General features: G+C 71.6%; 17 protein-coding genes and 1 pseudogene. 9 read left to right on the forward strand and 9 right to left on the reverse strand.

Annotated features, from left to right (window positions below):
* The 7 genes and pseudogenes from ADK41_RS27450 to ADK41_RS27480 form a co-directional block, all read right to left on the reverse strand.
* On the reverse strand, positions 1–1790 hold a 1790-nt coding region (locus tag ADK41_RS27450), incomplete at its 3' end, for an alpha-amylase family glycosyl hydrolase (RefSeq protein ID WP_245174642.1).
* 236 nt (positions 1791–2026) lie between these two features.
* Positions 2027–3646: pseudogene (locus ADK41_RS27455) on the reverse strand (carbohydrate-binding module family 20 domain-containing protein); the annotation flags it as partial.
* 413 nt (positions 3647–4059) lie between these two features.
* A complete protein-coding gene (locus ADK41_RS27460; RefSeq protein WP_106979538.1) occupies positions 4060–5118 on the reverse strand; it encodes a LacI family DNA-binding transcriptional regulator in 1059 nt (352 codons plus the stop codon).
* A complete protein-coding gene (locus ADK41_RS27465) occupies positions 5106–6791 on the reverse strand; it encodes a glycoside hydrolase family 13 protein (RefSeq protein WP_030831760.1) in 1686 nt (561 codons plus the stop codon). The genes ADK41_RS27460 and ADK41_RS27465 overlap by 13 nt, the downstream gene beginning before the upstream one ends.
* A gap of 26 nt (positions 6792–6817) precedes the next feature.
* Positions 6818–7690, reverse strand: coding sequence for a sugar ABC transporter permease (locus tag ADK41_RS27470; RefSeq protein WP_051843422.1), 873 nt, complete (start codon positions 7688–7690; stop codon positions 6818–6820).
* An 8-nt stretch (positions 7691–7698) separates the two neighbouring features.
* Complete coding sequence (locus tag ADK41_RS27475) at positions 7699–8721, reverse strand: carbohydrate ABC transporter permease (protein WP_030831769.1); 1023 nt, start codon at positions 8719–8721, stop codon at positions 7699–7701.
* A 26-nt stretch (positions 8722–8747) separates the two neighbouring features.
* The gene (locus ADK41_RS27480; RefSeq protein WP_030831771.1) at positions 8748–10022 is read right to left on the reverse strand and encodes an extracellular solute-binding protein; all 1275 of its coding nucleotides are present in this window, start codon (positions 10020–10022) and stop codon (positions 8748–8750) included.
* A gap of 243 nt (positions 10023–10265) precedes the next feature.
* Here ADK41_RS27480 and ADK41_RS27485 point away from each other — a divergent pair, with 243 nt between their 5' ends.
* On the forward strand, positions 10266–11303 hold the full coding sequence (locus tag ADK41_RS27485) for a LacI family DNA-binding transcriptional regulator (RefSeq protein ID WP_030831772.1): 1038 nt from the start codon (positions 10266–10268) through the stop codon (positions 11301–11303).
* Positions 11304–11543: 240 nt separating this feature from the next.
* On the opposite strand, the gene rfbB is transcribed toward ADK41_RS27485, so the two are convergent.
* Positions 11544–12521: a dTDP-glucose 4,6-dehydratase gene (gene rfbB, locus ADK41_RS27490; protein WP_030831773.1), complete on the reverse strand. Its 978-nt coding sequence runs from the start codon at positions 12519–12521 to the stop codon at positions 11544–11546.
* Entirely contained in the window at positions 12518–13585 is a 1068-nt protein-coding gene (locus tag ADK41_RS27495) for a glucose-1-phosphate thymidylyltransferase (RefSeq protein WP_030831774.1), read from the reverse strand. The genes rfbB and ADK41_RS27495 overlap by 4 nt, the downstream gene beginning before the upstream one ends.
* Before the next feature lie 259 nt (positions 13586–13844).
* On the opposite strand from ADK41_RS27495, the gene ADK41_RS27500 reads away from it, so the two are divergent.
* From ADK41_RS27500 to ADK41_RS27535, 8 genes are read left to right on the forward strand one after another with little or no spacing between them, the layout of a single operon-like run.
* Complete coding sequence (locus ADK41_RS27500; protein WP_037804832.1) at positions 13845–15137, forward strand: aspartate aminotransferase family protein; 1293 nt, start codon at positions 13845–13847, stop codon at positions 15135–15137.
* A complete protein-coding gene (locus ADK41_RS27505) occupies positions 15134–16180 on the forward strand; it encodes an ABC transporter ATP-binding protein (protein ID WP_051843401.1) in 1047 nt (348 codons plus the stop codon). Before ADK41_RS27500 ends, ADK41_RS27505 begins: the two co-directional genes overlap by 4 nt.
* Positions 16177–16986, forward strand: a complete 810-nt coding sequence (locus tag ADK41_RS27510) for an ABC transporter permease (RefSeq protein ID WP_030831779.1) — start codon at positions 16177–16179, stop codon at positions 16984–16986. The genes ADK41_RS27505 and ADK41_RS27510 overlap by 4 nt, the downstream gene beginning before the upstream one ends.
* Complete coding sequence (locus ADK41_RS27515) at positions 16983–17783, forward strand: ABC transporter permease (protein WP_051843403.1); 801 nt, start codon at positions 16983–16985, stop codon at positions 17781–17783. The genes ADK41_RS27510 and ADK41_RS27515 overlap by 4 nt, the downstream gene beginning before the upstream one ends.
* 10 nt (positions 17784–17793) lie before the next feature.
* Complete coding sequence (locus ADK41_RS27520; protein ID WP_158717699.1) at positions 17794–19260, forward strand: phosphotransferase; 1467 nt, start codon at positions 17794–17796, stop codon at positions 19258–19260.
* A gap of 2 nt (positions 19261–19262) precedes the next feature.
* Positions 19263–21356: a glycosyltransferase gene (locus tag ADK41_RS27525; protein ID WP_234318948.1), complete on the forward strand. Its 2094-nt coding sequence runs from the start codon at positions 19263–19265 to the stop codon at positions 21354–21356.
* Positions 21349–22482: a sugar phosphate nucleotidyltransferase gene (locus ADK41_RS27530; RefSeq protein ID WP_037804834.1), complete on the forward strand. Its 1134-nt coding sequence runs from the start codon at positions 21349–21351 to the stop codon at positions 22480–22482. The genes ADK41_RS27525 and ADK41_RS27530 overlap by 8 nt, the downstream gene beginning before the upstream one ends.
* The gene (locus tag ADK41_RS27535) at positions 22479–23402 is read left to right on the forward strand and encodes a carbohydrate kinase family protein (protein ID WP_030831792.1); all 924 of its coding nucleotides are present in this window, start codon (positions 22479–22481) and stop codon (positions 23400–23402) included. The genes ADK41_RS27530 and ADK41_RS27535 overlap by 4 nt, the downstream gene beginning before the upstream one ends.
* Positions 23403–23404: the final 2 nt, after the last annotated feature.

A 23404-nucleotide genomic window follows, 5' to 3' on the forward strand; every position in this document is an offset into this window, starting at 1 on the left:
TCCACGCGCACCTTCCGGTCCGCGCCGCTGCGCACCCGCGCCGACGACCCGTACACCCCGCGGAAATCCATCCCCGCCGAGTACGTCGGCACCCCGACCGTCCGGGCCTTCGCCGCGTTGTTCACCGCGACGACGTACTCGACCTGCTTCCTCAGGTCGGTGCGCGAGAACGCGTACACACCCGGACCGTCGTCGGCGTACCGCTCCTCCTGCACACCGTCACGCAACGCCGGATGACGCTTCGTCAGCTGTGAAAGGGAAGCGATCGCCTTGTACAGCGGATGTCTCGGGTCGTACGCGTCCGAGGCATGCGTACGCTCCGTGCCGATCTGGTCGTCGTCCAGGTACTCCGGGACCTTCGACGCGAACAGCGTCTGCCGGGCGTACACGTCGTCCGCCGATCCGGTGAAGCCCTGCTCGTCACCCGCGTAGATCACCGGATTGCCGCGCGACAGGAACATCAGCTCGTGCGCGAACCGGTCACGGCGCAGCAGCTCGGCATCGTCCGCGCCCGGGTTGTCCTGACTGATGAAGCTCCCGATGCGCCCCATGTCGTGACTGCCCAGGAAGGTCACCTCGCCGTAGGCGTTGGCCTTGTCCGTGGTGTAGCGGTGGTCCTGGGCCAGGACGTGCACGAGGTCGCGTGTGGGGCCGCCGCGCGACGCGTAGTTGCGGAGCGCGGCCTGCATCGGGAAGTCGAGGGTGGCGTCGAGTCTGCCCTCGGTCAGGTAGGGCGCCATGACGACGGGGTCGGCCGAGAAGGCCTCCGCGAAGATGAAGAAGTCCCGCTTCCCCTGCCGGGCCGCGTAGGCGTCCAGCGCCGTGGCCCACTGGGTCCAGAAGGCCATGTTGACGTTCTTCGCCGTGTCGACGCGGAAGCCGTCGATGCCGAAGTCCTTGACCCACGCCTCGTAGATCCGCCGCATGCCCTCGACGACCTCGGGCCGTTCGGTCCACAGGTCGTCGTTGCCCTTGAAGTCGCCGTACAGGGCGCTCTCGCCGGCGAAGGTGGAGTCTCCCCGGTTGTGGTACATCGTGGGGTCGTTGAGCCACGCCGGCACCTTGGTGTCGTGCTCGCCGGGGCGGGGGCGCGGCGTGTACGGGAAGCCGTCCTCGTCGACCTCGCGCATGCCGGAGCTGTCGTCGAAGGGGCGGCCCTCGGCGTCCAGGTAGGGGAACGCGCCCTTGGAGCGGTAGCCGTACGTCTTCTCCGCGTAGTCGACGGTGTCGGCGGTGTGGTTGGTGATGACGTCGAAGAAGACCTTCATGCCCTTGGCGTGGGCCTTGTCGACGAGTTCCGCCAGTTCGGCGTTGGTGCCGAAGTGCGGGTCGACCCGGGTGAAGTCGGTGATGGAGTAGCCGTGGTAGCTGGCCATCTCGGTGCCGCTCATGGTCTGCACGGGCCGGTTCTTGAAGACCGGGGCCATCCAGAGGGCGGTGGTGCCCAGGCCCTTGATGTAGTCGAGCTTCTCGATCAGGCCCCTCAGGTCACCGCCCTGGTAGAAGTGCTTGTCGGTCGGGTCGTGGCCGGTCCGCGAGCGGCCGCCGGTCAGGCCTCCCTCGTCGTTGGAGGTGGTCCCGTTGGCGAAGCGGTCGGGCAGCACCAGGTAGAACTGCTCGCGCGACGGGGCGGGGCGTGCCGGTGTGCGGGCGAGCGCGTGATCGGACGGCGGTCGCGGGGTCGCGGCGTCCGCGGACGGGGTGGTGGACGGGAGGGCCGGCAGCACGGACAGGATCAGTGCGACGGCCGACAATCGGGCGGTTCTGCGCCGGGACGGTAAACCGGTCATGGGGCCTTTCTTCTCCTCACCGGTCGAACGGGACGGGCCGCCCGGTACGCGGCGGCGAAAGCCGGCGCGGACAAGGCGGGCCGCCCGGTGCGCCTTGGGGGAGGCGGACCGGGCGGTCCTTCGGCGGCGAGACGGAGCGTTTGCCTGGTTCAGCTGCGCCAGGAGTCGCTCAGCAGCGTCTTGCCGCTGGTCGGGACGGTGGCGGTGCGGTTGCCGCCGCTCTCCCAGGTGACCTTGCCGGAGGCGTCCTTGCGCAGGTACTTGTACGCGAAGGAGGTGCCGGCCGGGAGGGCGACGTCGAGCTTCCACACGGGGTAGCTCGCCGGGTCGAGCTTGAGGGCGGCGGCGGGGTTCCAGCTGCCGAGCGCGGCGTTGTCGCCGGTGACGTAGATGTTCTCGCCCCAGGCGGTGGTGGCGTCGACGCTGAACGAGGCGCCGGCCTTGGCCTCGGGGTCCGGGTTCGGGCCGGGGCCGGTGTCGGAGCAGCTGGTCGCCCCCGTGTGCAGGGCGAGCGCCGTGTTGCCGCCGAGGGTCGCGGTGAACTGCCCGGAGCCGTTCACGGTGACGGGCTTGCCGCTCTGGACGTCGCAGTAGGTGCCGGCGGGCAGCGACGTCTGGAAGGTGCGGTTGAGCGAGCCGGACTCGTGGTTGATCGCGACGTAGGCCTTGTCGCCGCGGCCGAAGGCGATGGCGTTGTTGCCGTTGTCCCACCAGTTGGTGACGCCCGCGCTGCCGGCGGTGTTGCGGAACTTGACCATGCTCGCGATCTCGCGCCAGGCGTGCTGGCACTTCCACCCGTCGGTGTAACAGGCTTTGACCTGGCCGTTGTTGGGGCCGCCCGCGTCGTTGCTGAACTCGTAGCCGGAGTGGACGTCCGGTGAGCCGTACGGCCAGGCCAGCATGAAGACGTGGGCGAGGGTGTAGTTGGCCCCGTCCTTGTAGGTCAGCGTCGTGTTGTGGCGCTCGGTGTCGTGGTTGGTCACGAAGGTGGCGGCCTTGCCGCTGGGGACGTAGCCCCAGGCCTCCCCGAAGTTCTTCAGGTACGCCAGCTTCTCGCCGGAGAAGATGCGCTTCAGGTCCTTGGCGAAGGAGAACTCCTGGACGTCACCGATGCCGGTGTACTGGCCGGGCTGCACGGCCTCGCCGGGCGCCCCGATGGTCTCCTGCTTCCAGTAGACACCCGGGTTGCTGAGCCGGCCCTTGATGTTGGCGAGGTCACCCGGTGGAATGTGCTTGGCCGCGTCGACGCGGAAGCCGTCCGCCCCGAGGGACAGCAGGTCGTTCAGGTATCCGGCGATCGTCTTGCGGACGTACTCCTCGCCGGTGTCCAGGTCGGGCAGGCCGGACAGTTCGCAGTGGTGGACGTTCCAGCTGTCCCCGTAGTTGTCGATGTCCCTCGTGCAGTCGTCCAGGTCGGACGACGAGTACAGGCCGGGATAGTTGTACTTGCTGTAGGAGGAACCCGCGGTTCCGGTGCCGGCGCTGTTGGCCATGTGGTTGATGACCGTGTCGACGACGACCTTGACGCCGGCGGCGTGGCACGTGTCGATCATGTTCTTGAAGGCGGTCCGGTCGCCCAGCCTCGTGCCGATCTTGTAGCTGACGGGCTGGTACGCGGTCCACCACTGCGGCCCCTGGACCCGCTCGTTCGGCGGCGACACCTGCACGTACCCGTACCCGGCCGGCCCGAGGTCGTCGGTACAGGCCTTGGCGACGGAGTCGAAGTTCCACTCGAACATCACGGCGGTGACGTCCTTGTCGCCGGGCGGGTCCGCCTGCGCGGTCCCGGGTGCCGTGACGACCACAGCGGCTCCCGCCACGAGGGCGAGTGCAGTGGCCACGGTCTTGTTGGCCATAGTTCCTCCTGATCCACCTGATGCGGATGAGAGGCCTTCACGCAGCAACGCGCCTTGCCCGGCAGGCCTGTGGGGGGTCTTGCTGAAACACGTCAGCAAGTTGTTGCGATCGAGACCGTACGAGCCCCCTCATCATCGGTCAACCCTTCACGACGGGACTCTTGGTTCTCCCTCCGGAAACCTCAACATCACTGGAACAGAGGCACATTGATGTCCTGCAAAGTCTTTCGCAAGCGTTTCAGAGGTGTTACGTTCAATCACCGTCCGGTCCGGCGGTCCGGAGGCCTCGGCAGTTGTCCGGGCCCACGCGCCCGGCCCGCCGGACCGGACTCCAGCCGGGGCTCCGCAGCCTTCATGCCGCCCCGCAGCCCCGACCAGGGCCGGCTGCGGAGCCTCTCCCCGGGCCGGTGTGCTCATCCGCCGCGCCGCGCCGTGGAACCGCGCACGACCAGCTCCGGCTGGAAGACGAACTCGGTCCGCTGGACGGGTGTTCCGCCGACCTCCTCCAGCAGTGCCCCCACCGCCGCGGTCGCCATCGCCTGCACCGGCTGACGCACGGTGGTGAGCGGTGGGTCGGTGAACGGGATCAGCGGCGAGTCGTCGAACCCGATCACCGAGACGTCGTGCGGAACCGACAGGCCCCGTTCGCGCACCGCGCGGATCGCCCCCAGGGCCATCAGATCACTGCCGCAGACCAGGCCGGTGCACCCCCTGTCCAGCAGCGCCGCCGCGGCCGCGTGGCCTCCCTCCACCGTGAACAGGGTGCGCTCGATGTGCGCTTCGGCCTCTTCCGCCCGCATCCCGCAGAAGGAGCGCACGGCCGCGAGGAAGCCCTCGGCCTTGCGCCGCGACGGCACGAAACGGGTGGGGCCGACGGCCAGTCCGACCCTCGTGTGCCCCAGGTCGGCCAGGTGCCGCACCGCCATCCGTACCGCGGACCGGTCGTCGGACGACACGAAGGACGCCGTGATGCGCTCGTTGTAGCCGTTCACCAGGACGAACGGCAGTCCTCGGGAGGCGAGTTTGTGGTACCGGACCGGGTCGGCCGTCGTGTCCGCGTGCAGCCCGGACAGGAAGACGATGCCCGTGACGCCCCGGTCCTCCATCTGCTCCACCAGTTCGTCCTCGGTGGACCCGCCGGGCATCTGCGTGCACAGCACGGGCGTGTATCCGTGCCCGGCCAGCACCTGCTCGATGACCTGGGCGAAAGCCGGGAAGATCGGGTTCGTGAGCTCCGGGATCACCAGCCCGATCAGGCCGGCGCTGCGCTGGCGCAGCCGTACGGGCCGCTCGTAGCCGAGTACGTCGAGCGCGGCCACCACCCGCCGCCGGGTGGCGGGGGCGACGCCGGGTTTCCCGTTGAGCACGCGGCTCGCCGTGGCTTCGCTCACCCCGGCCTGCGCGGCGATGTCGGTGAGCCGCGGGGTGCCGTGCTCGGCACCCCGCGTCAGGGAGAGGGTCACACCGCCCACCAGACGGTGCTGTCCGCGGGGAGCCCGGCCGCGTCGCCCTCGGTCACCGGCTCGCAGCTGCTGAGCAGCGGCCGCCCCTGCGGGGTCCACCGCACCGGCGCACCGGTCAGGTTGACGGTGCAGACCAGGTCGCCGTCCCGGGCCTGGTCGCCCGGGCCCCGCGCGGTGCGGCGGAAGGCGAGGACGCCCTCGGGGGCCTCCAGCCACTCGACTCCGTCGCCGGCGCCCAGGGCGGGGTGCTCCCGGCGCAGTGCCAGGGCACTGCGGTAGAGCTCCAGCGTCGAGCCGGGGTCACCGGACTGCGCCTCGACCGACAGGTGCCTCCAGCTCTCCGGCTGCGGCAGCCAGCTCGGTCCGCCCGCGACGGGGCCGAAGCCGTACGGCGCCTCGGTCCCCGACCACGGGATCGGTACCCGGCAGCCGTCCCGCAGCCCGTCCTGCCCGTTGTCCCGGAAGAACGAGGGGTCCTGCCGCACCTCGTCCGGCAGGTCGGTCACCTCCGGCAGGCCGAGTTCCTCGCCCTGGTAGAGGTAGGCGGACCCGGGCAGGGCCAGCATCAGCAGCGTCGCCGCGCGGGCCCGGCGCGCCCCCTGCTCGGGACCGTCCACGGCGAGGCGGGTGGTGTGCCGGACGACGTCGTGGTTGGACAGCACCCAGGTGCTGGGCGCGCCCACCGGGCGCATGGCGTCGAGGCAGTCGTCGATGGCCCGGCGCAGGGCGCCGGCGTCCCAGCCGGCCCCCAGGTAGTGGAAGTTGAACGCCTGGTGCAGCTCGTCCGCCCGCAGGTAGTTGGCCGTGCGCTCGGCGCTCGGTGTCCACGCCTCGGCGACGCCGATGCGCTCTCCCGGGTACTCGTCCAGGATCCTGCGCCAGGACCGGTAGATCTCGTGCACGCCGTCCTGGTCGAAGAAGGGCAGGGACTGGGTGCCCAGCAGCTGCAGCTGTCCGGTGCGCCCCATGTCGGGCAGCCCCGCGGCCTTGACCAGGCCGTGGGCGACGTCGACGCGGAAGCCGTCGACGCCCATGTCGAGCCAGTAGCGCAGGACGGAGCGGAACTCGTCCCGCACGGCCGGGTTGTCCCAGTTGAAGTCGGGCTGCTCGGGAGCGAAGAGGTGGAGGTACCACTCCCCCGGTGTGCCGTCCGGGTTCTTCGTGCGCGTCCAGGCGGGGCCGCCGAAGATGGACTCCCAGTCGTTGGGCGGAGCCTCACCGGCGGTCCCGCGTCCCGGCCGGAAGTGGAAGCGTTCGCGCAGCGGGGAGCCGGGGCCCTCGCGCAAGGCGCGCTGGAACCAGTCGTGCTGGTCCGAACAGTGGTTGGGGACCACGTCCACGATCACGCGCAGCCCCAGGGCGTGCGCGTCGCGGATCAGTTCGTCCGCGTCGAGCAGCGTGCCGAACACGGGGTCGACGGCCCGGTAGTCGGCGACGTCGTAGCCGCCGTCGGCCTGGGGCGAGACGTAGAAGGGGCTGAGCCAGACGGCGTCGACGCCGAGGTCCCTCAGGTACGGCAGCCGGGAGCGGATGCCCTGGAGGTCGCCCACCCCGTCGCCGTCGCTGTCGGCGAAGCTGCGGGGATAGACCTGGTAGATCACGGCCTCCCGCCACCAGCCCGGACACTCGCCGGGACCGGAGGGTCGGGTACGGGTGCCGGGTTCGGCAAGGTACTGGGTCATGGTTCTCCTGCCTGCGTTGGGGACGGTCAGGACTTGGTGGCGCCTGCGGTCAGGCCGGAGACGAGATGCCGCTGGACGAGTCCGAAGACGACCGCGGCGGGGACCGCGATGATCACGGCGGCCGCGGTCAGCGCGCCCCAGTCGCTCGTGTACTGGTTGACGAACGTCTGGAGGCCCCCGGCGAGCGTGAGGTTCTCCTCGCCGGTCATGAAGGCGGACGCGTAGGCCACTTCGCCCCAGCCGGTGATGAAGGTGTAGAAGGCGGTGACGGCGAGCCCCGGCTTGGCCAGGGGCAGCACCAGCCGCCAGAACGTGCCGAACGGGCTGAGTCCGTCGACCCGGCCGGCTTCGTCGATCTCGACCGGGATGCCGTCGAAGTAGCCCTTCATCATCCAGGCGCAGAACGGCACGGCGACGGTGAGATAGGTGACGACCAGTCCGATCGGCTGGTTGAGCAGCCCGAGGCCGGCGAGCAGGTTGTACAGCGGCACGATGAGCACCGCGACCGGGAACATCTGGGTGAGCAGGAGCATCCACATCAGGGGGCGCATGCCGGGGAAGCGGAAACGGCTCACCGCGTAGCCGGTGGTGGCGGAGATGAAGACGCCGATCAGCGTGGTCAGTCCGACGACCACCAGCGAGTTCTGCAGCCAGGACAGGAAGTCGGTGTCGCGTACGACATGGCTGTAGTTGCCGAACGTGAAGTCCTTGACGAGCGAGGTGTCGAACGCGTCGGTCTTCGGTTTGAAGGAGGTGGCCAGCAGCCACAGCGGGGGGAAGACCGCGACGACGGAGGCGGCCAGCAGGGTCAGGTGCAGTCCGAGCGAGGCCAGCGGGCCGCGCTCGCCGCGCTTGCGCGCGGAGGCCGGCTGCTCGGTGCGTACGGGGGTGCGCGTGATCGTGTCGGTCACCAGGTGTCTCCCTGCTTGCGCAGTGCGCGGCGGTAGGCCGCGGTGACGAGTGCCAGCAGGAGCAGGATCAGCACGCCCCAGGCGGCGGACGTGGAGTAGTCCCGCGGGCTGATGACGAAGGACAGGCGGTAGGCGTACGTCACCAGGATCTCGGTGGCGTCGCCCGGGCCGCCCCGGGTCAGCAGGAAGATCACCGGGAACATGTTGAAGGTCCAGATGGTGCTGAGCAGGACGACCGTGCTCGAGACGGACCGCAGTCCGGGCAGGGTGATGTGGCGGAAGCGCTGCCAGGGACCGGCCCCGTCCATCTCCGCGGCCTCGTAGAGGTCTCCGGGGATGGACTGCAGGCCGCCGAGGAGGGCGATGAGCATGAACGGCACGCCCACCCAGACGTTCACCGCGATGACGGAGATCTTCGCCCAGGTGGGGTCGTTCAGCCAGGAGATCCGGTCGAACCCGGCGCCGGTGAGCAGTTCGTTGAACAGGCCGCTGCGCTCGTTGAACAGCAGGCGCCAGGTGAACACGGAGACGAACGCCGGTACCGCCCAGGGCAGGACCAGGGCCGTGCGGTACAGGGTGCGGCCCTTGAAGGTGCGGTTGAGCATGACGGCCAGGGCCAGCCCGAGGGCGAAGGAGAGCGCCACACAGCTGACCGTCCACACCACGGTCCAGCCGAGCCGGTCCCAGAAGACCCCGTCGCTGAGGATCGCCCGGTAGTTGGCGAGTCCGACGTGCTCGTACGTCGCGGGGATGTGGTTGACGCCGATGGTGCGCTCGACGTTGGCCTCGTTGGCGTCGGTGAAGGACAGCCAGACGCCGCGCGCGAGGGGGTATCCGATGATCACGCCGATCACGGCCACCACGGGGGCGACCATGCTCCAGGCGTACCAGTGGGTGGCCAGGGCCCTGCGCAGCCGCCCCGGGGTCCTGGGGTTCTTGCGGCCGGTGCGGTGGGCCCGGCCGCGGGCACCCTGGGTGCCCGCGGCCTTCGTCACCGGCCGGCCGGTCTCGACAGCCATGGGTCGTCGGTCCGCCTTCCCGTGGCCTACTTGTAGTCCTTGAGCAGCTTGCGGTAGGCGTCGCCGGTGCTCGACGCCGCCTTGTCCGGGCTGGTCTTGCCGGCCAGCACGTTGGCCATCTGCAGCCGGATGGGCTCGAAGAGGGCGTTGCCCTGGGCGATCCACGGCCGCTCCACGGCCTTGTCGACCGCCGGCTTGAAGAACTTCACCATCTCGTTGTCCGCGACGGCCGGCACCTCGTAGACGGAGGTGCGGGTGGGGAGCAGGCTCAGCTTCTCGGTGGTCTCCTGCTGCACCTCGGCGGAGCTCATGTACTTCACGAAGGCGTAGGAGGCGTCGAGGTTCTTCGAGCCGGCGTACACCGACAGGTTCCACCCGCCCTGGGGCGATCCCTGGCCGGCGCTGCCGGCCGGGACGGGGGCCACTCCGAGGTTGGCGGGATCCTTGAACCGGGCTCCCGCCCTGACGTCCTCGATGGCCCACGGGCCGTTGAGCATCATGGCGGCCTTGCCCGACTTGAAGGCGTTCTGCATGTTGTTCCAGCCGTCGGACGCGTCCGTGATGGCCGCCTTGCTGTCCAGGAGGTCCTTGAGGACCCGGTACGCCTTCACACCGGGCTCGTCGTCGATGGTGACGGTCTTGTTCTTCTCGTCGACCAGGTCGCCGCCCTCGCCGTAGAGGTAGGGCAGGAACCAGTACGGGTCGTCGCCTCTCAGGTAGAGGCCGGTCGCGCCGGTCTTCTCCTTGATCCTGGCGGCGGCCGTCTTCAGCTCGGCGACGGAGGCGGGTGCCTGGACGCCGGCCTTCTTCAGTAATTCCTTGTTGTAGAAGAGCGCCAGGGTGTCGATCACCTGCGGGACCGCGTAGGTCTTCCCCTCGTACTTCGTGCTGGCCGCGGCCTGCGGGAGGTAGTCCGACGCGTCGTCGAGGGCGGCCGTGCCGTCGAGCGGGGCGAGGTAGCCGATGCCGGCGAAGTCCGCGACCCAGGCCACCTCCGTGCGCATCACGTCCGGGGCGCCGGAGTTGCCGCCCGCCGCGTTCTTGAACTTGGCGTTCGCCTCGCCGAACGGCACGTTGACGTACTTGACGTCGACCTTCGGGTGTTCCTTCTCGAAACGTTCCGCGAGGGCCTGGTACGTCGCCTTCTCCGCCTCGTTGGAGGTGTCCCAGAAGGTGACGGTTCCCGACAGCTCCCCGCCGCCCCCGCCGGCACCGTTCCGGCCGTCGTCGTCCCCGCCACATGCCGAAGCCGTCATGGCCAGAGCCGCGACCAGCGCGGTGGCCGCAATGCCACGCCGCATTGTGAACTCCCCTGTTTCTTCCCGGAATTGGGCGGAGGCGTCAGGGCCTCACGCCAACCGCTCCTGCGCGGCGCCGGGGTTGCCAGGAACGTAACAGGGACGAAAGGACGCCGAAAGACGTTGCGGCAATTTGCTGCAAGCAGTTTCAGCCATTGTGCGGGCGACGGACGGGCGTACCGCGCAGTCCCGTCGTCTTCCCCACGCAGTGGGCACAGCGGCGGCCGGCGGGTAAAGTGCCCTGCCATGACCATGCGGCTCGCCGACATCGCAGCCCAGGCGGGCGTCAGCAAGGCCACGGTCAGCCGCGTGCTCAACGGCGCGCGCGGTGTGGCCACGGACACCCGCGACTCCGTGCTCGCCGCACTCGACACGCTGGGGTACGAGTACCCGTCACGGCAGCGCCGTGCCGAGCTGGTCGGCCTGATCACACCGGAGCTGGACAATCCCGTCTTCCCCGCGCTGGCCGAAGTGATGGGGCAGGCGCTCACGCGCCGGGGGTACACGCCCGTCCTGGCCACGCAGACGCCGGGGGGTTCGACCGAGGACGAACTCACCGAGATGCTCGTGGGCCGCGGGGTGGCCGGCATCGTCTTCGTCTCCGGGCTGCACGCCGACACCACCGCCGACACCGGACGCTACGACCGGCTGCGCCGGCAGCGAGTGCCCTTCGTGCTCGTCAACGGGTTCTCCCCCCGGATCGAGGCGCCCTTCGTCTCCCCGGACGACCGGGCCGCCATGCGTCTGGCCGTGGCGCATCTGGCCGAGCTGGGACACGAGCGCATCGGGCTCGCGCTCGGGCCGGAGCGCTTCGTGCCGGTCCAGCGCAAGATCGAGGGCTTCCGCGTCGGTCTGCACGAATACCTGGGTCTGCCTGCGCAGGAGGCCGGGGAACTGATCCAGCACTCGCTGTTCTCCCTGGAAGGCGGCCAGGCAGCGGCGTCCGCACTGATCGACAGAGGGTGCACGGCCGTCGTGTGCGCCAGCGACATGATGGCCCTCGGCGCCGTCCGGGCCGCGCGCCAGAGGGGCCTTGCGGTTCCCGGCGACCTCTCGGTCGTCGGCTTCGACGACTCGCCGCTCATCGCCTTCACCGACCCTCCGCTGACCACGATCAGACAGCCCGTCAAGGCGATGGGGCAGATCGCCGTGGACGCGCTGCTGGAGGAGATGTCCGGAACGCCGCCGCCGCGCACCGAGTTCGTCCTCATGCCGGAACTGGTGGTCCGGGGGTCCACCGCCGCCGGTCCGCGGGGCGGGCAGCGCCCGCCGGACCAGCGCTGACCCGCCGACCACCGCCCGGACGCGGCACGCCGGGGCGCCGGTCGAGCGCGGCGGACCGGCACGGCCGGCCGCCGCTCGGCCCCGGCGCACGCCGGGGCCGGGACCCCGTGGCCCGGGAATCCACCGCCGCCGGTCCGCGGGGCGGACAGCGGCCGCCGGACCAGCGCTGACCCGCCGACCACCACCCGGACGCGGCACGCCGGGGCGGCCGAGGTCCGGTGGTCCCGGTCCGGCCCGGCGTCACGCGGACGCGAGCAGCGGACGCCACCAGTCCGCGTGGCGCTCGTACCACTGGGCGGTCTCGGCCAGGGCCGCCGCGAAGTCGGTGCGGGGCCGGTATCCGAGTTCGGCGGTGATCTTGCTGTGGTCGACCGCGTAGCGCCGGTCGTGCCCCTTGCGGTCCTCGACGTGTTCGATCCGCTCCGGGCTCGCGCCGCACAGGGCGAGCAGCCGGTGCGTGAGCTCCAGGTTGGACAGCGAGGTGCCGCCCCCGATGTTGTAGACCTCCCCCGGCCGGCCCGACACGCGGACGAGTTCGACGGCCCGGACGTGGTCGTCGACGTACAGCCAGTCGCGCTCGTACCGTCCGTCGCCGTAGAGCGGGACGGTACCGCCGGACAGGATGCGGGCCAGGAAGCGCGGGATGAGCTTCTCCGGGTGCTGGTGGGGTCCGAAGTTGTTCGAGCAGCGGGTCACCCGGACGTCCAGTCCGTGCGTGCGGTGGTGGGCCAGGGCGATCAGGTCCGAGGCCGCCTTCGACGCCGCGTACGGCGAGGTGGGCCGCAGGGGATCGCTCTCCTCGGCGGCCCCCTGGGGGAGGGAGCCGTACACCTCGTCGGTGGAGACGTGCACGAAGGTGCGCACGCCGTGGCGGAGCGCGGCGTCGACCAGCACCTGGGTGCCCAGCACATTGGTGCGGGTGAAGGCGCCGCCGTCGGCGATGGAACGGTCGACGTGCGACTCGGCGGCGAAGTGCACGATCTGGTCGTGGCGTCGGGCCAGCGCGTCCACCAGGGACGCGTCGCACACGTCGCCCTGGACGAAGGCGAGGTCGGGGTGGTCGCGCACCGCGTGGAGGCGTGCGAGGCTGCCGGCGTAGGTGAGTTTGTCGAGGACGGTCACCGCCGTGCCCCCGGGTCCTCGGGGCGACAGGAGGTGGCGGACGTAGGCGGAGCCGATGAAACCCGCCCCGCCGGTGACGAGGATCGCTGCGTTCATGGGGTGAGGTACACCTTGCTGTGGTCGCCGATCACCAGACGGTGAGCTCGCGGAAGACGGGGGGCCGGGCCCACGACGGCGCCGCGGCCGATGAGGGACGCCTCGATGCGGGACGCCCCCTCGACCTGCGCGCCGCGCAGCAGGACGGAGTACTCGACGGCACTGTCCTCGACCCGGCAGTCCTCCCCGATGGAGGTGTACGGGCCGACGCTGGAGTTGCTGACGACGGCGCCCGCGCCGATGACCACCGGGCCGACGACGCGTGACCCGCGCACCACCGCACCCTCGGCCACCCGGACCCGGCCGATCAGCGTGCTGTGCGCGTCGACCTTGCCCTCGACGCTGCCCTCGATCCCGTCGAGCACATGGCGGTTGACCTCCAGCATGTCCTCCGCGCTGCCGGTGTCGCGCCAGGGCCGGGTGGTGGTCTCGGCGCGCACGCGCAGCCCTTGGTCGACCATCCACTGCACGGCGTGGGTGATCTCCAGTTCGCCGCGTGCCGAGGGGGCGATGGCGCGCACCGCCTCGTGCACGGCCGGGCTGAAGGCGTACACGCCGATGAGGGCGAGCGCGCTGCGCGGAGTGTCGGGCTTCTCCTCCAGGCGCAGCACGTTCCCTTCGGTGTCGACCTCCGCGACTCCGAACGCGGAGGGGTCCGCGACGGGGGTCAGCAGCAGCCGGGCCGCCGCGGCATCGGCGGCGGCGAGACGCACGAAGTCGGCGACCCCCTGCGGGAGGTAGTTGTCGCCCAGGTACAGCAGGAAGTCGTCGTCACCGAGGAAGTCGCGGGCGATGCGCACCGCGTGCGCGAGGCCGAGCGGGCGGGACTGTTGCAGGTAGGTGATGCGTAACCCGAACTCCGTTCCGTCACCGGTCAGTTCGCGGATCTCTCGGCCGTGTGCCCCCACGACGACGCCGACTTCCCGGATGCCCGCCGCGGCGAGGGAGTCCAGCGCGTGGAACAGCACGGGTCTGTTGGCGATGGGGAGCAGCTGCTTGGCGCCGGTGTGCGTGAACGGCCTCAGTCTGCTGCCGGTTCCACCTGCCAGGACCAGGGCCTTCACCTCGGCCTCCGCGGGGGCGGACCGGTCTGGGGGCGTTTTCTCACAGGTCTCTCCTCGCATGAGAGGCGTGGCGTCGCCGTGGGCACATCGACTCAAGCAGACTGCCGCGCCCCCTCGCAACAACTTTCTGAAACGATCCGCAAAGTCTTGCAGTCATCTGTGTTCAAGTGTTTGACTCAAGCCGAACCGCCAACCGTGGTGTGTCACACCGCAGTTCGCCGGTGATCGCGTACAGCCGGTCCGACGAGCAGGGACAGCGATGACAGGTTTACGGCAGACCCAGCACCTGGCACGGGAGGCCCGGCATCTGGCGCCGGGCGCTTCCGAGGAAGCCGTCCACGGACGCCGGGTGTTCGCCGAGGGGCACGGTCCCGTGCTGACCGACCTCGACGGCAACCAGTACCTCGACTTCGCCGCCGGCACCCTCACCCAGTCCCTGGGCCACGGGCACCCGGAGGTGGTCGAGGCGCTCACCGCCCAGGCCCGCCGTCTGTGGAACGTCCACGACAGCGCCACTCCGGACCGCGCCGGCCTGCTGGACCTGCTCGCCAGGCTGCTGCCCGAGCGGCTCGACACCTACGCGTTCTTCTCCACCGGCGCGGAGGTGGTCGAGGCCGCACTGCGGGTCGTCCAGGCGACCGCGCCGCCGGGACGCAACCGGATCGGCGCCCTGCGGCACGGCTTCCACGGCAAGACCATGGGCGCCCGGATGCTCGTGCACTGGGACATCGGCCACCAGGCGTTCAGCGGCAACAGCGTGCTGGGCTACAGCCCTTACTGCTACCGCTGCCCCCTGGGGCTGGAGTACCCGTCGTGCGACGTGCGCTGCGCGACGCTGGTGCGCCGGCACATCGCCGAGAAGCCCAACGTCTCCGCGCTGGTCTTCGAACCCGTCCTCGGCGCGGCGGGGGTCATCGTGCCGCCGCCGGGTTACTGGGAACGCATCGCGGACGCCTGCCGGGAGGGCGGCGTCCTGCTCGTCGCGGACGAGGTGCTCACCGGCGGCGGACGCACGGGGGCCTTCCTCGCCAGTGACCTCTTCGGCGTCGAACCGGACCTGGCGATGCTGTCCAAGGGCACCGCGAGCGGGTTCCCCTTCGCCGTGCTCGCCGGCCGTGCGGAGCTGCTGCGCAGGCCGGAAGCGGCCACCTCGGGGGCGTACGCCTCGACGTACGCGAGCAACCCGCTGGGCATCGCCGCCGCCCGCGCCACGCTCGAGGTCGTCGAGCGCGACCGGCTGATCGACCGCGTACGCGTCCTCGGCGAGATCATGGAGGACCGGCTGCGCCTCCTGGAGTCCCGCTTCGACCGGCTGGGCCAGGTGCGCGGCCTCGGACTGCTGTGGGGCCTGGAGTTCGTCGCCGATCCCGCCGCCCGCACCCCCGCGCCGGAGACGGCCCGGGCCGTCTACACCACGGCCCTGGACCTGGGACTGCGCACCTCCCTCGGAGGCCACATCCTGCGCCTGGCCCCGCCGTTCACACTCGACGAGGCCCTGCTCGAGGAGGGTCTGCGACTGTTGGAGAAGGCCCTCGAACGGGTGATCGCGTGATCGTGGCGGAGCGCCTCGTCAAGGAGTTCCGGCTGGCCGAACGCAAACCCGGCCTGCTCGGCAGCCTCTCCACCCTCCTCACCCGCCGCCACCGCGTGGTGCGCGCGGTCGACGACGTCTCCTTCGAGATACCGGCCGGCACCAAGACGGCCTACATCGGCGCCAACGGGGCCGGCAAGTCGACCACGATCAAGATGCTGACCGGCATCATGACCCCCACCTCCGGCCGCTGCACGGTCGCCGGCCTGGAGCCGTACCGGAACCGGCAGCGCAACGCCCGCACCATCGGCGTCGTCTTCGGCCAGCGCAGCCAGCTGTGGTGGGACCTGTCGGTGCCGGACTCCTTCCGCATCCTGCGCCGCGTCTACGACATCCCCGAGCCGGTCTACCGGCGCAACCTGGACCTGTTCCGGGAACTCCTCGACATCGACGCGCTGGGTTCGACCCCCGTACGGCAGCTGAGCCTCGGCCAGCGCATGCGCGCCGAGATCGCGGCGAGTCTGCTGCACGACCCCGCCGTCCTGTTCTGGGACGAGCCCACCATCGGCCTCGACATGGTGCTCAAGGACGCGGTGCGCCACCTGGTCAACCGCGCCCACCGGGAGCTGGGCACCACCGTGGTGCTCACCAGCCACGACATCGCCGACATCGCCGCGATCTGCGACAGCGCCCTGGTCGTCGACCACGGCCGGGTCGTCCACCAGGGGACCCTGAAGGACCTGCTGCGCACCGCCGACCACCGCTCGGTCGTCTTCGACCACCGGGACGGCACCGCGGCCGGTACCGTCCGCGCCCGCATCGAGACCGGTCTGCCGGGCGTGCGCGCCACACCGGACGACGGCGGCCGCATCCGCGTCGACTACCCGGCCGGCCGCTACACCTCCCGGCAGGTCCTCACCTTCCTCCTGGACCACTTCGACCTCGCCGACTGGTACGCCCCCGAACCCGGCCTGGAGGACGTGCTCCGCAGGATCTACGGCCGCGCACGCGTTCCCGGCGGCACACCCGACGGGACCGGCCGCACACCCGACGGTGCCGCATGACCGCCCGCCTGCGCCGCTACACGCCGTTCGCCACCAGCGGCCTGCAGTCCCTGCTGCAGTACCGCTCGATGTTCGCGATGACCGCGGTGACCGCGGCCGCCGGCGCGGCGGTGACCGTCTTCCTGTGGCGCGCCGTGTACGCGGGCACACCCGGCCGCGGACCCGGCGGCTTCACCGTGGAGGACATCACCACCTACCTGCTGGTGGCCCAGATCCTGCAGGTGCTGCACACCAACCGGGTGGACGACGAGGTCGCGGCCGAGGTGTACCGGGGTGACGTCGCGGTCATGCTGGTGCGCCCCGTCAGCTACCCGGTGATGCGGTTCTTCGCCTGCCTGCCCGTGGTGGGGGCCAACGCCGTCCTGGTCGGCCTGCCGGTCCTCGGCCTGTTCGCGCTGTTCGTCCCGCTCACCGAGCCCCGGCCGGCGGACCTGCTGCTGTTCGCCGTCTCCACCGCCCTGTCGGTGCTGCTGGCGTTCTGCGTGAACCTGCTGACCGGCATGACCGGCTTCCTCACCACCAACACCTGGGGCGTGCGGATGGTCAAGCAGAGCGTCGTCGCCTTCTTCGCCGGACAGCTCGTGCCGCTCGCGCTGATGCCGGGCCCGCTGGCCGCGCTCGCGAAGGCCCTTCCCTTCCGCGGCATGGTCGACGGTCCGCTGACCCTGCTGCTCGGCCGCTACGACGGCTGGACGGACGCCGCCGGGGTGCTCGTCCAGCAGGCGGCCTGGACGGCCGGGCTGACGCTGCTGTGCGCCGCGCTGTGGCGCACCGCCCTGGGACGGCTGGAGGTGCTCGGCGGATGACGCGCACCCTGACCCGGTACCTGCGGCTGGCCTGGTTCCTGGGCGGGGTGGGCCTGCACCGGCTGGCCGCGTACCGCACGGACTTCGTGCTCGGCGCGGGCGCCTTCCTGGTGCGGGTCGGCATCCAGACGGCGGTCGTCGGCCTCGTCTTCCGGCACGTCCCCGCCGTGGGCGGCTGGTCGTACCACGAGGTGCTGTTCCTGCTGGGGTTCTCCCTGCTGCCGCGCGGGCTCGATCACCTCTTCACCGACCAGTTGTGGGAACTGGGCCGCAAACTGGTCCAGCGCGGGGAGTTCTACCGCTACCTCGTCCGGCCGGTCGACCCGCTGTTCTCCCTGCTGTCGGAGCGCTTCTTCCACCCCGACGGACTCGGCGAACTCGTCGTCGGGGCCGTCCTGGTGGGATACGCGGGAAGCGAGCTCGGCCTGTCGCTCAGCCCCGTGCAGTGGGTGCTGGCGCCCGTGCTGGTGCTGTGCGGGGCGCTGCTGCACACCTCGGTGAAGCTGCTCTTCGCCTCCCTGTCCTTCTGGACGGTGACGAGCATGCCCGCGATGTACGCGGCCAACCAGGTGTCGGAGTTCTCCGCCTACCCCCTGGACATCTACCACCCCTCGCTGAAGGCCCTGCTCACCTGGGTCCTGCCCTTCGCCTTCACCGCCTACGTGCCCTGCGTCTACCTGCTGAGCGGCGGGACCGGCCTGCTCGGCTGGCTGCCCGTGGTGACCGCCGGCGCCCTGGCCCTCGCGCTGACCGTCTGGTGCCGAGGCGTCAACCGCTACGAGATGACCGGAAGTTGAGCCTGGCATGATGAGAAACGACGATCTGGGCCCCTTACTGCGCACCGCCCCGTGGATGCCCGAGGACGGCCGGCGGGCCGAGCGCTTCGAGTGCGTCGACCACGCGGACCTCGGCGCCACCGCCCGCCTGCTGGTCGTGGCCGCCGTCGGCGGGCCGGCGTCGGGACGGCGCTACTTCGTGCCGGTGCGGTCCGCACCCGCGGGGCACGGCGCCGAGGAGGCGCACGGCAGCGTCGAGTTCGACTCCGCCGTGCTGGACGCGGTCTGCGCCGGACGCCGGCTGCCCACCGCCCGCGGCGGCCGGGTGCTCTTCCGCGGCGCGGGACTCACCGCACGCTCGGTGCACCGGCTGCCGTTCGAGCGGGGCTGGTCCTCCAACGTGCTGTCCCTGGTGGAGAACGACGGGACGGCCTACGTCCACAAGACCTACCGGCGGCTGGACGAGACCGTCCGGGAGCCGGAACTCCTGCGGCTGATGAACGGGACCGGCCGCACCCCCGACTGGGCGGGCGACTACACCTACGTCGACCCCGCGGACGGCGCCCACCGCCCGCTGGGCGTGTTCTACCGGTACGCCCCCGGAGACGGGATCGACCTGCCGCTGCGGCACAGCATGCGGTCCCTGTGGCCGAAGGTGACCGGCGGACGGGCCCCCGGCTCCCTCGACGACGTCGTGCGGGCACACCTGCGCCCGCTCGCGGACAACCTGCGCGACGCCGGGCGCTTCCTGGCCGGCTTCCACCGCGACCTGGCCGGCCGGCTCGGCCGGGGTCCCGTGCCGCCGTACCCGGCACGGGAGATGCTGGCCCGGGCCACCGCCCGCACGGACGCACTGGCCCCGGCGGACATCGACCTGCCCGAGGCCCCGCGCACCGCCGCCTTCACGGCCCTGCGGCAGGAGACCGCCGCGCTGCGAAGCGCCTTCGACGCCGCCCCGGCGGGGTTCCCCTCGGGGCCGTGCCACGGCGACCTGCACCTGTCCCACCTGCTGTGCCGGCCGCGCGACGACGGAGGCTGGTCGATGAACGTCATCGACATGTCCACCCCCGCCCTCGGCCCCGACGAGGCGGGCTGGGCCGCGCAGTCGCCGGTCCAGGACCTGGTCGCCGTCCAGCGCGCCCTGGAGTACTTCACCGCCGACGAGGCGGCCTTCGAGAGCGCGCGGCGCCTCGGCGTCGACTCCATGGAGACGATGCGGGGCGCGCTGGACGGCGCCGGCGACCTGCCGCCCGGGCAGCGCTCCGTGCTGCGCCCGGTCTTCCACGCCGCCGACGTCTGGCGGGCGCACGTGCTGCGGCTGCTCCTCGGACGCACGGTGGACGACCCCCTGCGCCGGCTGCTGTACCTGGACCGGCTGCTGCACGAACTCGCCTACAACACCGACCACGCCCGTCCCTACCACGCCGCGATCGACCTGCGCCACGCCCTCGCGCTCGGCGCCCGCACCCCGGCCCCGACCCTTCCAGCAAGGACGTGAACGTGACCGAGCCCCCGATGCACATCATCGAGACCTACTTCGAATGCTGCGGCTTCGACCACACCTTCCTGCAGGGCGGCACCTCGGTGTACCTGTGGAACCTCTCCCGGGAGTTCGCCGCCCGCGGGCACCGGGTCTCCCTCGTCACCCCCGCGCACGGCAGACTCGACGACCTGCGCGGCAGGTACGAGGTGGAGGACCTCGGCTACTCGGACGAGTACGTGCTGCCGCTGGTCCTCGACCCGCAGGTGTGGCACGGCTTCCCCGCCGAGACCGGACTGCCCGTGCGCACCACCGCGCACCGCATCCGCCTCGACGGCGTGGACCTGTACTTCCTGTCCAACGAGCACCTCGACCGGCTCCCGGACACCTTCTACCCGCCGTACTCCGCCAAGGGCCGGGACCTGGTCTTCTTCAAGCCGCTGGTCTTCCAGGTGGACAGCGTGCGCTTCCTGCGCCACTGGTTCGGCGGGGAGCGGGCGATCGTCCACGCCCACGAGCCCTTCTACCACTACCTGCTGCCGGCCGCGCTGCGCGACGACCCGACGAAGCACGTCGTCAGCACGGTGCAGAGCAACATGCCGATCACCAAGAAGGTCTACGCGCCCGAGGTCCGGCGCCTGCTCGAGCTCCTGGGCACACCGGACGGCCTGCCGCGGGAGCACCCGCCGGCCGGGCCGGACCTCGAGGCGGTGCGCCAGTACCAGCAACTGACCCATCTGCACTACGAGTACCCGCCGGACCACGTGGCCGTCTACCAGCTGGTCCTGGAGAACGCCGACCTGATCGACTTCCTCTCGCCCGGCCAGCTCGACTTCTACGCCTCCTTCCGGGACACGCCCTTCGAGGCTCTCTTCGCTCAGCTGCCCCTGGCGCAGGCCGTGAAGGAGAACGCGCACAAGATGTTCGTCGGGGGCTGCGCCATATCCGACCAGTGGCTCGCCTGGGACCCGGGCGAGGTGGACCGGTCGGCGGTGCTCGAAGGGCTGGGACTGGACCCCGCGCTGCCGACGTTCTTCCACAACGCCCGCTACGCCCTGCACCACAAGGGCCAGCTGGAGCTGATGCGCGCCGTCGACCGGGTGCTGGGCGACGGCCTGGCCGCGAACTTCGTCGTGCGCTGCATCTCCGGCGCCCCGCTCGACGACCCCTACTTCCGCGAGGTCGCCGAACGGCACCGGGGCCGGCTGCACCTGGAGTCGGAGCGGGTGGACGAGCGGCGGGTGTTCGAGTACGCGTCGGCCGCCGACTTCTGCCTGTTCCCCTCCAAGTTCGAGATGGACACCTTCCTCATCGCCCAGGGCGAGGCGATGGTGTGCGGGGCGGTGCCCATCGCGACGGCGCAGGAGGGCATGGCGCACTTCCGGCACGCCCGGCCCGAGCCGGAGACCACCGGCCTCGCCGTCAACCGCTCCTTCGCCGAGGACGACCCGCTGCTCACCGCCGCGCTCGCCGCACGCATCCGGGAGGCGGTGGCGCTGTGGTCCGGCGACCCGGCCCGCCACCGCGAGCTGTCCCAGCGCGCGGCGGCGGTCGCCCGGCAGTTCACCTGGGAGCACTGCGCGGACCTGCATCTCGCCGCGTTCGGCCGCCTGTGGCGGGGCGAGCCGGCCGAGCTGCCCGCGGAACGCGCCCTGCGGCACGGCTGGTTCGACCTGCTGAAGGACGAGGAGATCACCGAGGAGGCGGCCCTCGCCCACGGCGACCCGGCGGCGTACGCGCGCCGCGCCCCCGTCGACGCCCCGGCCGCCCGGCGGTTCTTCCACGCGGCGTGGGAGCGGGCCGACTTCGGCACGTGCGAACGGATCGTGGACCGCTTCCCCGCCGCGGTGACCGCCGAGGAGGTGCGCGCCCTGCGGGAGCGGTGCTCGGCCGGCGGCGACGGCGGGCTGGTGTACCGGCTGCCGCACGCCGAGCGGGTGGAGCTGGTGACCCCGGCCCCGCGCGGCCCGGCGGCCCGGGCGCTGCCCGGGGTGCGGGAGCTGCGCCGCACCGCGCCCGGCGTGTTCGAGGGACCGCCGCCAAGGCCGGGGGCGCGGCTGCTGCTGACGCTGTCCTCCGGCCGGGTCACCTGGGACGAGGCCCGTCATGGCTGAGCGGGGAGGGGTGCGCGCGGTGCTGCTGGCGGGCGGCGAGGGGCGGCGCATGGGGCCGCTGGGCGAGGGGCGCCTGAAGCCGCTCGTCCCGTACGGAGGCGCCTGCCGCCTGATCGACTTCAGCCTCGCCAACGCACGCGACTCGGGGCTGGGGGAAGTACTGCTGCTGTCCCAGTACGAGGAACGCCGGCTGATGGACGACCTGCACCGGGTGTGGAACCGCGACCCGGGCTTCCGGGTGCACTTCGGTCCGTACGACGACGCCTACCGGGGCGCGGGCGCCGGGCTCCCCCGCGAGCTGCCCGCGCGTACCTGGCCGGCCGAGCGCGGTACCGCGGACGCCCTGATCCGCAAGGCCGGGCACGTCTTCGGTGGTGGCCGCGAGCAGGTCCTGGTGCTGCACGCGGACCACGTCTACCGCTTCGACTACCGGCCGCTGATCGCGGAGCACCGGGCCTCCGGCGCCGCCCTGACCGTCGCCTACCAGCGGATCGAGCGGCGCTGGGTCCACCTGTTCGGGATGGTCCGCTTCGACCGGGCGGGCCGGCTCACCGAGTTCACGGAGAAGCCGGCCGAACCGACCAGCGACCTGGTGTTCGCCGCGTTCTGCGTCTTCGACGCCGCGGTGCTGCACCGCTACCTGGAGAAGCTGGACGGCACCGGCTGGCAGCACGACATCAGCCGGGACGTCATCCCCGCGATGCTCGCGGGCGGCGAGGACATCCGCGGTCACGAGGTCGCCGGCCACTGGGAGGACATCGGCACCGTCGAGCGCTACCACCGGGCCCACCTGATGCTCGCGGCCGGCGGGCCGCGGGCCGGGCTCCCGGTCGAACGGATGCCCAGGACCGTCCGGCCCGGGGTGGACCGGGGCTGGGTGGCCGACTCCTCGGGCGTGGTCGCCTCGTTGGTCCCGGCGGACCTCGTCAACGACGGCCGGGTGGAGCACAGCGTGCTCTTCCCCGGCGTCACCGTCGGGGCGGGCGCCCGGGTCCGGCGCAGCGTGCTGCTGCCCGGTGCCACGGTCGGCCCCGGTCAGGACATCGACTCGGCGGTGGTCCTGGAGAACGGACAGGTGCAGCGGGTCGAGGACACCGCGGCCGTCACGGAAGGAACCCGTACATGAGCCCGTCCCCCTACGACGTCCTGGTGGTCGGCGGAGCCGGTGTGGACACCGTCGTCCGCGTCGAGAGACTGGAGGTACCCCCGGGCGACTCGCTGCACGTGCCGCCGGTGTACGACTACGTGGCGCACACCGGCAACGGCGTGGCGCTCGGCTGGCACGCCCTGGGCCTCACCACCAAGTTCATCGACTTCCTCGGCGACGATCCCCAGGGTCACGCCGTACTCGCCGCGTACGCCGGGCACGGTCTGGACTTCAGCCACGTGGTGTCCCCGCACGGCACCCCGCGCGGCGTCAACCTGGTCGACGCGCAGGGCCGCCGCTTCTCCTTCTACGACTCCCGGCACCCCGCGGACCTGCGGCTGCCGCGCGCCTTCTACCTGCCCCATCTGGAGCGGGCGCGCCATGTCCACCTCTCCATCGTGGGGCACAACCGCGACCTGTACGAGGACCTCCACCGGCTCGGGGTGACCAGCTCCACCGACCTGCACGACTGGGACGGCGTCAACCCCCACCACCGCACCTACGCCCTCGCCTCCGACTACGTCTTCATGAGCGCCGCGGCCGTCCACGACCGGCTTCCGGAGGTCCTGCACGGCATCGTCGACGAGGGCCGGGCCCGCTTCGTCGTGGCCACCGACGGAGCGGACGGCTGCCACGTGCTCGTGCGGGGCGAGGCCGAGGTGCGCCACTTCCCGGCCGTGCGGCCGGAGCGGCCCGTCGTCGACTCCAACGGGGCCGGCGACGCCTTCGTCACCGCGTTCCTCCACGCCCACTTCGAAGGGCGGCCGGTGGAGGAGTGCGTCCTGGCCGGATCGGTGTCCGGGGCCTTCGCCTGCGGTGCCGCCGGCACCCACACCGAGTTCATCGACCTGCCCGGTCTGCGCGCGGCCTGCGCCCGCGCGCAGACCGCGGCGGAGTGAAG

This window comes from Streptomyces caelestis (genome assembly GCF_001279005.1).
In the GTDB taxonomy this organism is placed as follows: Bacteria; Actinomycetota; Actinomycetes; order Streptomycetales; family Streptomycetaceae; genus Streptomyces; species Streptomyces heliomycini.